The 15,232-nt window shown below is 70.3% G+C and carries 13 protein-coding genes and 1 tRNA gene; 5 read left to right on the top strand and 9 right to left on the bottom strand.

Annotation, left to right across the window (positions count from 1 at the left end):
• The first annotated feature begins 16 nt into the window (after window positions 1-16).
• From DW307_RS18220 to DW307_RS07705, 3 genes are all read left to right on the top strand, one after another.
• On the top strand, window positions 17-1,177 hold the full coding sequence (locus DW307_RS18220) for an acylneuraminate cytidylyltransferase (RefSeq protein ID WP_240750550.1): 1,161 nt from the start codon (window positions 17-19) through the stop codon (window positions 1,175-1,177).
• 93 nt (window positions 1,178-1,270) lie between these two features.
• Window positions 1,271-2,143 (top strand): N-acetylneuraminate synthase family protein, encoded by an 873-nt coding sequence (locus tag DW307_RS18215; protein WP_029260018.1) that lies wholly within the window; start codon window positions 1,271-1,273, stop codon window positions 2,141-2,143.
• Window positions 2,140-3,549 carry a DUF6716 putative glycosyltransferase gene (locus DW307_RS07705; protein ID WP_136024433.1) on the top strand — a complete coding sequence of 470 codons (1,410 nt, stop codon included), beginning with the start codon at window positions 2,140-2,142 and terminating at the stop codon, window positions 3,547-3,549. Before DW307_RS18215 ends, DW307_RS07705 begins: the two co-directional genes overlap by 4 nt.
• Before the next feature lie 132 nt (window positions 3,550-3,681).
• Here the strand turns inward: DW307_RS07705 and DW307_RS07700 are convergent, their stop codons facing one another.
• Both DW307_RS07700 and DW307_RS07695 read right to left on the bottom strand, forming a co-directional pair.
• A complete protein-coding gene (locus DW307_RS07700) occupies window positions 3,682-4,461 on the bottom strand; it encodes an ABC transporter permease (protein ID WP_136024432.1) in 780 nt (259 codons plus the stop codon).
• On the bottom strand, window positions 4,458-5,510 hold the full coding sequence (locus DW307_RS07695; RefSeq protein ID WP_136024431.1) for an ABC transporter ATP-binding protein: 1,053 nt from the start codon (window positions 5,508-5,510) through the stop codon (window positions 4,458-4,460). The genes DW307_RS07700 and DW307_RS07695 overlap by 4 nt, the downstream gene beginning before the upstream one ends.
• 63 nt (window positions 5,511-5,573) lie before the next feature.
• Here DW307_RS07695 and DW307_RS07690 point away from each other — a divergent pair, with 63 nt between their 5' ends.
• Both DW307_RS07690 and DW307_RS18075 read left to right on the top strand, forming a co-directional pair.
• Window positions 5,574-6,560 carry a helix-turn-helix transcriptional regulator gene (locus tag DW307_RS07690; protein WP_136024430.1) on the top strand — a complete coding sequence of 329 codons (987 nt, stop codon included), beginning with the start codon at window positions 5,574-5,576 and terminating at the stop codon, window positions 6,558-6,560.
• 87 nt (window positions 6,561-6,647) lie between these two features.
• Window positions 6,648-6,723 (top strand) — tRNA-Met (locus DW307_RS18075).
• A gap of 111 nt (window positions 6,724-6,834) precedes the next feature.
• Here DW307_RS18075 and DW307_RS07685 read toward each other — a convergent pair.
• Genes DW307_RS07685 through DW307_RS07655 form a run of 7 tightly spaced genes read right to left on the bottom strand, consistent with a single transcriptional unit; the run spans window position 6,835 to window position 15,224 of the window.
• Window positions 6,835-7,725, bottom strand: a complete 891-nt coding sequence (locus tag DW307_RS07685; protein ID WP_136024429.1) for a siderophore-interacting protein — start codon at window positions 7,723-7,725, stop codon at window positions 6,835-6,837.
• Window positions 7,722-9,554, bottom strand: a complete 1,833-nt coding sequence (locus DW307_RS07680; RefSeq protein ID WP_168441003.1) for an ABC transporter ATP-binding protein — start codon at window positions 9,552-9,554, stop codon at window positions 7,722-7,724. Before DW307_RS07680 ends, DW307_RS07685 begins: the two co-directional genes overlap by 4 nt.
• Window positions 9,547-11,184, bottom strand: a complete 1,638-nt coding sequence (locus DW307_RS07675) for an ABC transporter transmembrane domain-containing protein (RefSeq protein ID WP_136024427.1) — start codon at window positions 11,182-11,184, stop codon at window positions 9,547-9,549. Before DW307_RS07675 ends, DW307_RS07680 begins: the two co-directional genes overlap by 8 nt.
• Window positions 11,181-11,969, bottom strand: a complete 789-nt coding sequence (locus DW307_RS07670; protein WP_136024426.1) for an ABC transporter ATP-binding protein — start codon at window positions 11,967-11,969, stop codon at window positions 11,181-11,183. The genes DW307_RS07675 and DW307_RS07670 overlap by 4 nt, the downstream gene beginning before the upstream one ends.
• 11 nt (window positions 11,970-11,980) lie before the next feature.
• On the bottom strand, window positions 11,981-13,084 hold the full coding sequence (locus tag DW307_RS07665; protein WP_136024425.1) for a FecCD family ABC transporter permease: 1,104 nt from the start codon (window positions 13,082-13,084) through the stop codon (window positions 11,981-11,983).
• Window positions 13,081-14,166, bottom strand: coding sequence for a FecCD family ABC transporter permease (locus DW307_RS07660; RefSeq protein WP_136024424.1), 1,086 nt, complete (start codon window positions 14,164-14,166; stop codon window positions 13,081-13,083). The genes DW307_RS07665 and DW307_RS07660 overlap by 4 nt, the downstream gene beginning before the upstream one ends.
• On the bottom strand, window positions 14,163-15,224 hold the full coding sequence (locus tag DW307_RS07655) for an iron-siderophore ABC transporter substrate-binding protein (protein ID WP_136024423.1): 1,062 nt from the start codon (window positions 15,222-15,224) through the stop codon (window positions 14,163-14,165). Before DW307_RS07655 ends, DW307_RS07660 begins: the two co-directional genes overlap by 4 nt.
• Between the last annotated feature and the right edge of the window lie 8 nt (window positions 15,225-15,232).

Raw genomic sequence — 15,232 nt, 5'->3', positions numbered from 1 at the left:
GACGAGGATGTGGACGATGGACGAGCGGAAGCCCCTCACGGTGGCGATCATCCCGGCGCGCGGGGGATCGAAGCAGGTGCCACGCAAGAACCTGCAGCGCGTCGGCGGTGTGCCCCTGGTCGAGCGTGCGGTCCGCGCCGCGGCCGCCGCACCCGGCATCGATCTGGTCGTCGTCTCGACAGACGATGACGAGATCGCGGCGGTGGCGATGTCGGCCGGCGCGCGGGTGGTCCGTCGCCCCGCGGCGCTCTCCGGTGACACCGCGACCTCGGAGAGCGCGATCCTGCATGCATTGGACGACCTCGAGGTGAACGGAGCCGCCGTCGGCATCGTGGCGTTCCTGCAGGCGACCTCGCCGTTCATCCCGAGCGATGCGCTCGCTGACGCCGTGGAGGAGATCCGTGCCGACCGCGCCGACAGCGTCTTCTCGGCTCACGAGACCTATGCGTTCCTGTGGCGGGAAGGGGAGGGGAGCGAGGCGGTGGCGATCAACCACGAAGCCGCGCACCGCCCGCGCCGACAGGACCGCGAGCCGCACCACCTCGAGACCGGCGCGTTCTATGTGTTCCGTGCCGCGGGCTTCCGCGAGAACAGGCACCGCTTCTTCGGCAGGACCCGCATCGCGGCGGTGCCGGAGTGGACGGCGATCGAGATCGACGATGCGGATCAACTCCGCGTCGCCCGTGCGCTCGCCCGCCTGCACGAGGCCCCCACGCCCATCCCGGTCCGCGCGGTCGTCACCGACTTCGACGGCGTGCACACCGACGACACCGCGATCATCGACGCCGACGGCGATGAACGGGTGCGGGTCAGCCGGGAGGACGGCATGGGCGTCGCCCTGCTGCGCCGAGCCGGCGTGCCGCTGCTGATCCTGTCGACCGAGGTGAATCCGGTGGTCCGCGCTCGCGCCGACAAGCTCAGGGTCCCCGTGCTGCACGGCATCGACGACAAGGAGACGGCGCTGCGCGACTGGGCGCGCGACAACGAGGTGCCTCTCGGCGACATCGCCTACCTCGGCAACGACGTCAACGACCTGCCGGCGATGCGGATCGTGGGGTGGCCGGTCGCGGTCGCGAACGCGCATCCGCTGGTGATCGAAGAGGCCCGTGTCGTGCTGCGTCGCAGAGGTGGAGAGGGTGCGGTGCGGGAGCTGATCGAGCGGGTGTTGTCGAGCTGACCGATGCCGGTAACCCGGCGGTCGCCCGGTGTTCATCCTCGGCCCGTATCCAGGAAGGAGGGGTAGCACCAACGCTCGAACACCGGAGGAATCATGACTGTCAGCATCGGCTCACGAGTGATCGGCGGAGGGCGTCCTGCCTACGTCATCGCAGAGATCGGCCTGAACCACAACGGCGACGTCGACATCGCGAAGAAGCTCATCGACGTCGCGGCCCGAGCCGGTGCCGATGCCGTGAAGTTCCAGAAGCGCACTCCGGAGATCTCGACGCCGGAGCACATGCGCGACGTTCCGCGCGAGACGCCCTGGGGTGTGATGAGCTACCTCGACTACCGCCGTCGTGTCGAGTTCGGGCGCGACGAGTACGTCGAGATCGGCGACCACGCCACGATGCTCGGCCTGGACTGGTTCGCCTCGCCGTGGGACGTTCCCAGCGTCGCGTTCCTCGAAGACCTGAACGTGGTGGCCCACAAGGTCGCCTCGGCCAGCCTCACCGACACCGAACTGCTGATCGCGCTGCGAGAGACCGGCAAGCCCGTGATCCTCTCCACCGGCATGTCGACCATCGAGCAGATCGACCGGGCGCTCGACACGCTCGGCACCGATCGGGTGGTCCTCATGCATGCGACGTCGACCTACCCGCTGGAGCCGGAAGAGGCGAACCTGCGGGTGATCGCGACGCTGCGCGACCGCTATCCCGGCGTGCCCGTCGGCTACTCGGGTCATGAGCGCGGACTGCAGATCTCTCTCGCCGCCGTGGCCATCGGAGCCGTCGCCGTCGAGCGCCACATCACCCTGGACCGCACGATGTGGGGATCCGACCATGCGGCCTCGCTCGAGCCGACGGGCCTCGAGCACCTCGTACGCGACATCCGTGTGATCGAGCGTGCGACCGGCGACGGCGTCAAGCGGGTGTTCGACAGCGAGCGTGCGCCGATGGCGAAGCTGCGCCGCGTTCCGGCATGACGGCGGCCACCGGCATCCGCGTCGTCGCCATCGCGGATGCCGACTCGTTCGTGAAGTGGGCCGCCTCCCTTCTCGGTTCCGTGCCGGGTGTGCGCCCGCACCTGCTGCTCGTGCGCACACCGCTCACGGCCAGCGCGGAGCAGCAGCGCACGGCTCTCGCCGGCACGACGCTCAGACCGGATGACGTCACCCGCATCGGGTTCGCGCAGACGGAGGCCTGGCTGGCCGGACAGCGCCCCGACGTGGTCCTGCTCGCGGGGCGCGGACCGTTCGTGCGGCTGATGGGACGCGTGATCGACGCGTTGGAGCATCGACCGGTCACGGTCTCGGGACTGCCCGGCATGGCGATCCCCGCCCAGCGCGGGGCGCTGGACTATCGCCGCCACACCGATCTGCTGGTCGTGCATTCCCACAGGGAGGTGCGGGCCTTCGAAGAACTCGGCCGCCGCATCGGGGTGCAGACGCCGGTGGCGCTCGCCACCCTCCCGTTCGCCCGGCGGCGGCAGCGCATGCTGCGTCCGGAGCGCGTCGGCATCGATGCGGTGGCGGGTCGGCGAGCCGGTCTTGCCGCGCGGGGCGGTGGCGTCGCGGTCGCCGAGCGCCCTCCGCGGCCTGCCCCGGTCAAGCCACCGGCGACCGACGTCGTCTTCGCCGCGCAGGCCCTCGTTCCGCTCGCGAAAGACCAGCGGGCCGAGATCGCGGCCATGCTCGTGCGGGCGGCCGAGGCCGAGCCGGGTCGCCGTGTGGTGGTGAAGCTGCGTTCGCGGCCGGGGGAGTCGGAGACCCACCTCGAGCGCGAACCGTATGCGGGGCTGCTGCCGTCGCGCCTGCCGCCGAATCTCGTCTTCTCCTACGACTCGATGAGCACCGCGCTCGAGACGGCCGCGGGCCTCGTCACGGTGAGCTCCACCGCCGCGATCGAGGCCACGGCTCTCGGTGTGCCCGTGATCGCCCTCGACGCGTTCGGGGTGAGCAAGAACCTGCTGAACACGGTGTTCGTGGGAAGCGGGCTGCTCGGCGGTCGCAGCGAGGTCGTGGCGGGGCGCTTCCGGCATCCGCACCCTGACTGGCTGCGCGACAACTACTTCCACCCCGATGGCGAGTCGACGTGGTGGGAGCGGGTCGAGCAGCTCGTGGCGCTGCGGCGTTCCGGGGCACTGCCGGCGCGGCGGGTGCCGTCGGCCCGCGGCGGATCACTGCACGAGGCCTGGCATCGGGCGAGTGTGCTCGGCGCGGAGGATCGCACGATACGAGGGACGGTGGCGCTGGCCATGGGCGCGCCGGCGACCCGAGCGCTGGCCGCGGTGCGCGGACGCCGACTGCCCGCCGACGGCGGAACCTGGGCGGACGCGTCGACCGACTACACGTTGGAGCCGAACCCGTTCGACGACTCCCTGCGCCGTTGAGCCGCGGTCCTCAGGCGCTGCCGAAACCCAGACGCTTCGTTCCACCGTCGGGGTGTCGCGCCACGACGCGCGGATGATGCGCCACTGCGTCTGGGTTTCGGCATGCCCGCAGCGGCGCACCACCGGGCGCGGTCAGTTGCTGCGACGGATCGCGCGCACTCCGACGATCAGTCCGACCACCGCGACGGCGAGCGCCGAGACCCAGCCCCACAACACGGTGACATCGCCGAGGTCTCCCGCGAACAGGGCACGCTCGGCCTGGACGACCCAGTTGACCGGGTTGACCGAGGCGACGACCCGCATCCAGTCGGGTGCCGCGTCCAGGGGCAGCAGCATCCCCGACAGGATCAGCAGCGGGAAGATCAGCGACTGCTGCACACCCCAGAACAGCCACTCCCGATCCTTCGTCGCGAGAGCCAGCGAGTACGACAGCGAGCCGAGACCCACCCCGAACACGGCAAGCAGTGCCAGGCCGATGAGCAGACCGGGGATGTCGGCCGCGAATCCGAACGGCCAGGCGATCAGCACGATCACCAGAGCCTGCACGACGATCGGTGCGATCTCCTTGAGGGCGCGTCCGACCAGCAGCGAGGACCGGGCGAGCGGGGCGACCAGAGTGCGCTCGTGCGAGCCGGTCATCATCTCGTACTGCAGGTTCGACCCGGTCGACCCGGTGCCGAACAGCACGATCATCACCAGCACGCCCGGCACGAACCACGCCAGCGTCTCACCGGCCGGCTGTCCGGAGTCGCCGATCAGCAGGGGCGCGAACAGCCCGAGGAAGATGAGCGGCTGCAGCAGGCTGAAGATCAGCGTGAACGGGTCGCGGAGCACGGGCTTGAGTTCGCGCATCAGCACGTTCCGGGTGTCGCGCGCGAGGTTCGGGCGCACGAGGGTGTCGTTGACGGTCATGAGAGGACTCCTGTCGTGCGGTTGTCGGAGGCGGGGCTGTTCTCGGGGGCGCCGGGAGCGGATGCTTCGCCCGTGGCATCCGCTCCTTCTCCGGCATCGCGGAGGGTGCGGCCGGTGAGGGCGAGGAAGACGTCGTCGAGCGTCGGCGGTACTCCTGTGGCCCGATGGACCAGGATGCCGGCGGCGTCGAGTTCGCGCACGATCACCGGGAGCAGCCGGTCGCCGTCCTGCACGGCGAGGGAGATCGATTGCCCGTCCGCGGTCACCGGCGCCGGGCTGAGACGGGCGACCACGGCGCGGGCGCTCGCCGCCTCGGCGGCATCCGCGAATCCGAAAGTGAGCACGTCGCCGGCAAGGGTCGCCTTGAGGGAGGCGGCGTCGTCGTCGGCGATGATCCGCCCCTTGTCCATCACCATCACCCGCTCGGCGTAGCGGTCGGCCTCTTCCAGATAGTGCGTGGTGAGGAAGACCGTGGTTCCGTGCTGCGTGCGTAGATCCAGGATGTGCTCCCACAGGTTCGCCCGGCTCTGCGGGTCGAGCCCGGTGGAGGGCTCGTCGAGGAAGATCAGCGGCGGCGCGTGCATGAGTCCGAGCGCGATGTCGAGTCGGCGCTTCTGTCCGCCGCTGAGCTGCTGCACACTGCGGGTCGCGAAGGACGTGAGATCGAGGGAGTCGATGAGCTCGTCCGCTCGCCGGGCGCTGTCCCGACGCGACATGCCGTAGAAGGCGCCCTGGCTGAGCAGCTCGTCGCGTACGCGCTGCGAGAAGCTGCCGCTCGTGAGCTGCCCGACGTACCCGATGCGTGCGCGTACCCCCGCCGCGTCGGTGCGGATGTCGTGCCCGACGACCCGCGCATGGCCGGAGGTGGGCGGGATGAGGGTGGTCAGCATCCGCAGAGTCGTCGACTTGCCGGCGCCGTTGGGACCGAGGAAGGCGACGAGCTCGCCGCGCACGGCTGTGAAGGAGACGTCGGTCACGGCGTGGACCGGCGTCTTCTTGACGGTGAAGACCTTGGTCAGGCCTTCGGTCTCGATGAGGGATTCGTTCATGGGAGCGAGCGTAAGAACCAATGCGGACAGATCCTGTCCGCGTATTCTGACAATCTGAGACGCATGACCGACACCACCTCCCGTGCTCTCGCTCTGCTCAACCTGCTGCAGACACACCGGCACTGGCCGGGGACGGAACTCGCCGCCCGGCTGGGAGTGACCGAGCGCACCGTGCGCCGCGACGTCGATCGGCTGCGCGAACTCGGCTATCGGGTCGAGTCGACGCCCGGTGCGGCAGGCGGATACCGGTTGGAGGCGGGGAGCGCCGTGCCTCCGCTGCTGCTCAACGACGACGAGGCGGTGACCATGGCGATCGGACTCCGCGTCGCCGCCACGCAGCAGCTGGTCGGCGGGCCCGACGTGACGCTCACGGCGCTCGCCAAGCTGGAACAGGTGCTCCCGTCGGCGCTGCGGCAACGGGTGAACGCGCTCGCCGCATCGGTGCAGGCGCCGCGCATCGGAGAAGGGCCGGTGGTCTCACCCGAGGTGCTGGGGGAGATCGCGCTCGCCACCCGCGACACCGAGCGGCTGCGCCTGCGGTACGTCGACGGGGAAGGGCGCGAGAGCGTGCGCCGCGTCGAGCCGCATGCCCTGGCCCCGGCCGGTCGCAAGTGGTTCCTGTTGTGCTGGGACCTCGATCGGGACGACTGGCGCACGTTCCGCGTCGACCGCATCACCGTGGTCGAGCACACGCGGGTGCTGTTCACGCGTCGCGAGATCACGGAGGACGAGATCGAGGAGCGCGTGCTCGTCGCCTCGTCGTGGTCGCCGCAGAAGGTCGAGGCGGCCGTCGTGATGGAGCTGCCGCTCGCCGAGATGCAGGAGCGCTTCGGGCCGTGGTGGCAGGGCGCGACCGCTGTGGGCGAAGACCGCACGCGCTGGCCCGTCGGCGGCTCGGACTGGCGCGAAGCCATGTACGGACTGCTCTGGATCCCCGAGGGCGTCGAGTACACGGTGGCCCTGTCTGAGCCGCATCGCAGCGAGCTGCGGGAGGCCGTCGGACGCCTGCTGCGCGCCCTCGACGCCCCGGAGCCCGATGACGCCGAGTGACGAAGAGGCGTCATCCTCAGACTCATAGGGTTATCCCAGGCAACCATCCTGGCGGGGAAGATCACGGCCGGGTAACGTCAGTCCCATCGCGGCGATCCGGGCGGTCCCGGGCCTCAGCTCATACCTGAAGGCGTTGCGGGTTCGACTCCCGCCGTCGCGTCCACTTGAAGCCATCTCACCCGTTCCGGTCGCAGTTGCTGCCGCCTCGACGCACGCAGAACGGCAGGAACTGCGACCGGAACACGGCGGGGGTCCGGCCGGGGTGGGTTCCGCCTCACAACCCCAACTGGTCCAGCCGCTCCTCGAAGCGCACCTGCACGTCCTCCGGCTCATCGCCGTCGGACTCGGCCCAGATCGCATCCAGTTCCTTCTGCACCGACTCGGGCAGGGCAGCGAACTTCTCGTCCCACGCGACGACCGGCGTCCAGTAGCCGACGACCTTGAAGCGAGTCGCGGGCAGGGCGAGCTCCTTGCGCAGGTACTTGCGCACGTCGCGCAGTGCCACGGTCTCACCGGCCACCCAGACATAGCCTTCGTCGAGCGGAAGCCGGTCGTCGACGATGCCGCGCACGAGCGGACCGAGCGCACTGGGACCGTGGCCGTTGCCGCCGACCACCCAGGTGACCTCGACGTCGTGGCCCACCTCGAGAGCGACGCGGTCCGCCTCGCTCGGCACTTCGAGCACGACCCGCGTGCGCACGCCCTCCGGAGCCTCGGCGATGATGCGCGCCACGGCCGGAAGCCCGGTGAGGTCGGCGACGAGCACCTGCCACGTGATGCCCTCCGGCGGCGAGTACAGGCCCGTCGGGGAGTTGAACCCGAGCACGTGGCCCGGCTCCGCCCGCGCGGCCCAGGGGCCCGCGACACCTGCCTCGTGGATCACGAAGTCGATGTCGAGTTCACCGGCGTCCGGGCGCACGCCGCTGATGGTGTACGTGCGCATCGGGGCCTCGGGCGCCCCCTCCGGCGTCTCCCACCAGTCGCCCGCCGGCACCGGCAGCGACACCTCCTTCGGGTCGTCGCCGTGCGGGAAGAACACCCGCACGTATTCGTCGCCGATACCGGTGCTGAGGAAGTCGGCGACGCCCTCGCCGCCGAGCGTGACGCGGACCAGGGTCGGGGTGAGGGTGGTGGTGCTGCTGACGATGCCGCGGTGGATGCTCACGGAGTCTCCGTCTCTGTAGGGCGAATCTCTTCGGTCGGGGATGGGTCGGTGGGGGATGGGTCGGTGCGGGTGGATGTGCTGCGGGTCTGGGCGAGCCAGGAGTCGCGGTAGGGGCCGTCGGTCGCGAGGAGCTCTTCATGCGTGCCGCGCTGCGTCATCCGTCCGTCGGCGAAGACGACGATCTGCTCGGCGGTCACTGCCTGCTGCAGTCGGTGGGCGATGAGCACCGCCGTGCGTCCCTCCCGCAGTGCCGCGATCGCGTCTTCGACGGCTTCGCGGTGGTGGAGCCCCACGTCTGCGGTGGCCTCGTCGAGGATCACCACATCCGGGTCGGCGAGGAAGGCGCGGGCGACCGCGAGCTGCTGGATGCGCCCCTCGTCGAGCGGTACGACGGAATCGGCGGACGAGCTCTCGCCCTCTGCGGACTCCTCACGACGCATCGCCTCGACCGCCCACTGCGCCCCGACCGCCCGCAGCGCCGCCACCATCTCCTCGCCGCTCGCTTCGGGGGCGACGAGGCGCAGGTTGTCGGCGATGCTGCCCCGGAAGTGGTGCAGCTCCTGCGACAGGTAGTACGGGGCGTCTGTGCGGGACGCCAGGTGCACGCTTCCCGACGTCGGCGGGTGATGCCCGGCGATGACGCGCGCCAGCGTGCTCTTGCCCGACCCCGAGGTGCCCACCAGCGCCGCCGTGGTGCCGGGGTCGACCCGCAGGTTCACGCCGCTGATCCCCCGGCCGGTGGTGGGGTAGTGGAACGTCACGTCCCGCACCTCGATGCCCGCGGATGCCGGTGGTGCAGCTTCCGTCTCCGGGCTCTGGGCGGCCGGCGCGGGCGCGAGATCGATGACCCCGACGAGTCGCGCGAGACCGATGGCTGCCCGCTGGATGTCGTCGAGTCCGAAGATCAGCTGTCCGACCGGGCCGAACAGGCGATGGAACAGCAGCGCAGCAGTGGTGACCGCGCCTACCGTGACAGCGCCGGCGGACTGCAGCAGGAATCCGGCGCCGAGGATCGCGGCCAGCCCGACGAGCTCACCGCCGTTGATCCAGCGGAACAGACGATTCGTCACCCGCACGCCCTCGATCTGCATGTGGATCGACGCCACCGCGCGCTCGCGCACCCGCTCGAGAGCGGGCTCCTGCTCGTTGAACGCGGTGAGGGTCTCGATGCCGTCCACCGTGTCGAGCACGGCCTGGCTGCGGGCGGCCTCGCGCACCCGCACCTCGCGGAACACCACACGGGACTTCCGCAGAAAAGCGCGCGTACCGAGGATGTAGAACGGCGCGGAGGCGAGGCCCGCGAGCGCCAGCCAGGGATCCAGAGCGGTCAGCGCGACCACCGAGACGCCGATCGCGAACCCCGCGGACAGCAGGGTCGGAGCGACGTTCCCTCCGGCTTCGGCAACGGCATCGACGTCGCCGGTCACGCGGGAGAGCAGATCGGCGCTCTCTCCGTCGTCGACCGCGCTGACGGGCAGCCGCATCGCCGAGGCGAACACGTCTTCACGCAGGCTCGCGAGCATGTCCTGCACCAAGCCGGTGAGCACGCGCACGGCCCACAGCATCACCACAGCGGCGCCGATGGCACCCAGACCGGCCGCGGCGACCCACCCGGCGATGGTCGCGAAGCCGGCGTCGGACGACACGGCATCGACGATGCGCCCCAGGCACGCGGGCATCACGATCCCGAGAGCGGATGCCGCGAGGAACAGCGCGGCGACAGCGGCGGTGCGACCGGGATGCTGCCGCAGCAGCCCACCCACGACGGCCCGCACCCGAGCGCCGGAGGCGATCGGGAGCAGCGCGCCGGTCGAGGTCGAGTCACTCATGGCGTCCATACGATCCTTCGGAGGGAAGCTCGACGACCCGGTCGCAGGCTCCGAGCAGCACCGGCGAGGTGGTGATCACGATCACAGTCTCGGTGTGCTCTGCAAGGGCGCGGGCGATGTGCGCCTCGGTGATGGCGTCGACGGCCGAGGTGGGCTCGTCGAGCACGAGCACGTCGGCCTCCGCGTGCAGGGCTCGGGCGATGCCGATGCGCTGGCGCTGTCCGCCCGAGAGGCGTCGCCCGGCCTCTCCTACCTCTGACTCCCACCCTCCGACCTGCACCACGGTGTCGTGCAGCGCCGCCATCTCGATGAAGGGCGCGTGCGGCTGGTCCTCCACGCCGTGGCCGCGCACGGCCTCGCGCAGGGAGCCGCTCACGATCGTCTGCCTGTGCGGAGGGGCGACGACCCGACGCCGATACTCGACCGGGTCGAGGTCGGTCAGATCGTGCAATTCACCGTCGATCGCGAGCGCGACCCGGCCGCGGTCGGGTCGGGTGCGCAGACCGAGCAGGCGCGAGAGGGCACGGGCCGTGTCGCTGTCGGCGGGACGGATGCCGAGCAGTTCGCGCTCGCGCACCTCGACGGGCGCGGAGGCGGATCCCGCGCGGAAGGTCAGGACGACGTCCTCCGCCGGTCGTACCGGGGCGGCCGCCGCGACGGGCGCATCGAGCAGGTCGTCGGCGTCGATCACCTCGGCGAGTCGCTTGGCCGAGGCGAGCTTGTGGATCCAGTTCGAGGGGAAGGAGCCCGCATACGCGAGGTAGCCGCTGATGAACTGAGCGAGCCCGAGCACCGTGACCAGCTCGCCGATGCTGATGCGGCCCTCGGAGGCGAACCAGGCCGACATACCTGCCAGCGCGGTGGTCGCGATCGCCGCCAGCGTGCCGCTCACCGCCTCGTATGACGCGAGGGATCGGCCGGCCGCCGTGGCGGCGCGTCGAGAGGTGTCGCTCGCGGCGATGTAGCGGCGCACGGCCTCCTCGCGGGCGCCGATTCCCACGAGCACCCGGAATCCGCTCATGAAGTCGGCGGCGACCGCCCCGGCCTCGGTGGCCGCCTGCTGCTCGACGAGGCCACGGCGTTCCAGCGGGCGCGACACGGCCTGCATCACGAGCATCATCGCGATGGTCGAGCCGAATACGACGAGCGTCGCGACGGGCGAGATCACCAGCATCGCGAGACCGGCTCCGAGGATCGCGGCGATCGTGGAGCACTGCTGCGCGACCGACCAGGCGACCCCGGCGACCCGGTAGGTGTCGGACGTGACGAACGTGAGGGCCTCACCGGGGGCCACTGTGCGGCGGGAGAGCCGCGGTCGCAGCATCCGGGAGAGCGTGAGGTGGCGCAGCGCCTGCTCGCCGTAGCCGTAGATCGACACCATGAGGTGGGACGCCGACTGGTAACTCGCCGTCAGCACGAGGAACGTGCCGACCAGGGCGCCGAGCCAGAGGGCGAGTGCTGCGGGGTCGGCGGGGAGCACGGCGCGGTCGATCGTCGCACCGATGATGACGGGGATCGTCGCCTCGGCGAGCGCATGCACGATGAGCAGCGCGGTCGCTCCCGCGAGGGCGATGCCACGCCCCTCCGACTTCAGCGCGATCCCGAAGAGCCTCCGCGGCGTGGGCGTCACGGTGTCCGCCGACCGAGCGGGAGCACCAGCGGCGTCCCGGAGACGGGGTCGGTGATCACACGACACGGAAGGTCGTACACGGTGTGCACGAGCTCTGCGGTGATGATCTCGCGCGGGTCGCCCTGCGCCACGATGGCCCCGTCGCGCATCGCCACGAGGTGGGTCGCGTAGCGGGCGGCATGGTTGAGGTCGTGCAACACGGCGACGAGCGTGGTGCCGCTGCGGTGCAGGTCGGCGAACAATTCCATCAGATCGATCTGGTGCGCGATGTCGAGGAAGGTCGTCGGCTCGTCGAGCAGCAGGTGCGTGGTCTGCTGGGCGAGAGCCATCGCGACCCAGACGCGCTGCCGCTGCCCTCCGGAGAGCTCGTCGACCAGGCGACGCGACAGGTCGGTGACGCCGGTCGCGGCCATCGCCTCGGACACGGCGCGCTCGTCGGCGCTGCTCCACGTGCGCATGGCGCTCTGGTGCGGGAAGCGTCCGCGCCCGACGAGATCGGCGACCGTGATGCCGTCGGGGGCGAGGGACGACTGAGGGAGCAGTCCCAGCTTGCGGGCGACTTCTTTCGGCTTGAGCGAACGCAGGTCGTCGCCGTCGAGCAGCACGGCGCCGGTGGTCGGGCGCAGCAGCCGGGCGAATCCGCGCAGCAGGGTCGACTTGCCGCACGCGTTGGGTCCGATGATGATCGTGAACGAGTTGTCGGGAACCTCGAGAGTGAGGTCGGAGATGATCGGGGTGTCCCCGTAGCCCAGCGTGATGTCGCGGGCCCGCAGCGAAGCGGTCATGGGTGTTCCTTTCAGGTGCGGCGCGCGTACTGGGCAGCGAGCAGCCAGGCGAGATAGAGGCCGCCGACCGACACCGTCACGACGCCGACCGGCACAGCGACGAGCTGGGCCACGGCGTCCGACACCACGACGAGGGCGGCGCCGGTCAGCATCACGGGCACCGTGCCCATCGGGGTGTTCGAGCGGGTGAGGCGCTGCGAGATCTGCGGGGCCGCGAGGGCGATGAAGGAGATGGGGCCGGCCGCGGCGGTCACCAGCGCGACCAGGGCGACGCCGAACACCATCGCTGCGAGACGGGTGCGACCGGGACTGATACCGAGGGCTGTGGCCGCGTCGTCGCCCATCTCGAGCACGGGAAGCGTGCGGGCGAGGGGGAGGGAGAGCAGGGTCACGATCGCGAACACGATCGCCGCCGGGATCAGCTGGTCGAAGCCGAGCGAGGCGATCGAGCCCGCACCCCAGGTCGCCGCCATCATGGCCTTCTCGACGCTGACCGAGATCAGGATCCACGAGGTGAGGGATCCGAGTCCCGCCGAGACGCCGATGCCGACGATGATGAGCCGGAACGACGACATCGTGTTCTTGCTGGCGAGCACGTAGACGAGCAGCGCGGTGAACAGGCCTCCGACGAGCGCACCCGCCGCCTTGAACATGTAGGTGTTCAGCTCGAAGACGATCATGACCAGCGTCACACCGAACTGTGCGCCGATGCCGAAGCCGATGATGTCGGGGGAGCCGAGCGGATTGCGGGTGAGGGACTGGAAGATGCCGCCGGCGAGCGCGAGGGCTGCTCCGCACAGCACGGCGAAGAGCACGCGCGGCAGGCGCCACTCGAAGACCACCTGGCGGATGTCGGGGTCGGATGCGGGGTCGAAGATCGCTCGGATGACGGCCGCGAAGTCGACCTCGTAGGCGCCGAGAGTCATGGAGAACAGGCCCGTGCCGATGATCACGACGACCAGCAGGATGCTGACGACGACGGAGCGCACCGGGATGAGCGCGGCGATCCGCGCGGTCTCGATCCGGAACAGGCGGCGTCCGTGATCGACCGGCACGAACGCGGCAGGCGCGGCGTCTGCGCGGGGTGCAGCGACGGGCTTCTGGTCGATGCTCACAGGCCGCTCACCCGCTTGCGACGCACGAGCATGATCAGGATCGGGGCTCCGAGGAGGGCCGTGACGATGCCGACGCGCATCTCCCCGTTCGGGAGCACGATGCGGCCGAGGACGTCGGCGAACTGCAGGAAGGCGGGGCCGATGATCATCGAGTACCCGAGCACCCAGCGCTGGTCGGGGCCGGTGAACCAGCGGACGATGTGCGGGATCATGAGCCCGACGAAGGCGATGGGTCCGGCGGCGGCGACGCTGGTTCCGGCCAGCAGGGTGACGGCGATGATGACGAGGATGCGAGTCACGCGCACGCGTGCACCGAGGGCCTGCGCCAGGTCGTCGCCGAGGGCCAGGGCGTTCAGGGAGCGCGCGCACAGGAGTCCGATCAGGAGACCGGCGACGATCAGGGGCACGGCCCAGGTGAGCTGGTCGAGGGTGCGTCCACCGATCGAGCCGACGCCCCAGAACCGCATCACCTGCAGGGTGCTGTGGTCGCGCAGCACGATCGCGGTGGTGAAGCCGGTGAAGGCCGCGCCGAGGGCGACGCCGGCGAGGGTGAGCTTCATGGGGGTCGCCCCCGAGGCTCCGAACGAGCCCAGTATGTAGACGAGCATGGTGAGGACGAAGGCTCCGCCGAGGGCGAAGGGCACGTAGGCGCCGGGGGCGGTGAGGCCGAGCACACCGACGGCGAACGTGACGGCGAAGGATGCACCGGCGTTCACACCGAGGATGCCGGGGTCGGCCAGCGGGTTGCGGGTGAAAGCCTGGATCAGGCCGCCGCACACCGCGAGAGCGGCACCCACGACGATGCCGAGCAGGGTGCGCGGCACACGCAGCTCCATGACCATGAGGTGCAGCGGGTTCTCGTCGTCGTAGGAGAAGAGGGACTGCAGCACGGTGACGGGGTCGATCGCGCGGGCACCGACGGCGAGCGAGGCGATGGCGGCGATGGCCAGCACCACGACCGAGATGACCAGTCCCGCCACGAGCGTCCCGTTACGGTGAGGGGAGTCGACTGCACGACTCCCCGCACCCGTGTTCGAGACGTCCGTGCCGTCATCCGTCGCCAGGGACATCTCTCGGATCACTTGCCGGTGATGGTGGGCTCGCCCTGGAGTGCCCCGGCGAGGTCGTCGACGTACGTCGGCAGGATGTACTTCAGCGAGAGCACGGTGGGCGCGCTGATGGCCGAGGCCTCGGCGTCGTCGGCGTAGATCACGTACGAGCCGTTGGCGATCGGGTTCCAGCGCGACACGACCTTGTTCTCGACCGTGTACGTGCCCTCGTCGGCGCTGCCGCCCCAGGCCGCGAACAGATCGGCCTCCACGTCGTAGAGGTTCTCGAGGCTGACGCCGGTGTACCAGTTGTCGCCCTCCGCGGTCTGGAGGAAGGTGTCCATCGCCGGGGTCGAGGTGAATCCGAGGGCCTCGGTGATGCGCACACGGGGGTCGTACTCGAGGTAGACGCCGAGGTCGGTGCCGCCCTCGTTCAGGGTCAGACCCCAGACGAAGGTCTTGTCCTCGAACTCGGGGTGCTCGCCGGCCAGGGTGGTGATCTGCTTCTCGGTCTCGGCGATCAGCTCATCGGCCTTGTCCTCCTCGGACAGTGCCTTGCCGACCGTGCGGGTCATGTCCTCCCAGGTTCCCGGGTTCCAGGGGCCTTCGATGTAGGGGACGGTCGGGGCGATCTCGGTCAGGCGCTCGTACTCGATGTCGGAGACGCCGGAGTAGAGGCTCAGGATCAGGTCGGGCTTGAGCTCCTTGATGGCCTCGTAGTTGGGGCCGTCCTCGAGGAAGGGGATGATCTCGGGGGTCTCGCCGTACTCCGCGGTGACATAGTCCTCGAACCAGGGCTGGTAGCCGCTCTCGCCTGCACCCCAGACCTCCTCCATGCCGACGGGGTTGGTGCCGAGGGCGGCGACGATGTCGGCCGTCATCCAGCCGAGGGTGACGATGCGCTGCGGCTTCTCGGGGATCACGGTCTTGCCGTGGCCGTGCTCGATGACCACGCCGTCTGTTGCGGTGGAGGCGGAACTCGATTCTTCGGGGGTGGACGAGCACCCGGCGAGGGTGAGGGCGGCGGCGACGGCCGCGGCGACGAGGGCCGAGCCTCGGCGGATCTTCGGGCGCGCAGAAGCGAGCGACATGGTTCTCC

This window comes from Microbacterium sp. K27, assembly GCF_004794435.1.
Lineage (GTDB): Bacteria > Actinomycetota > Actinomycetes > Actinomycetales > Microbacteriaceae > Microbacterium > Microbacterium maritypicum_A.
This window is presented reverse-complemented; position numbering and strand designations above follow the sequence as displayed.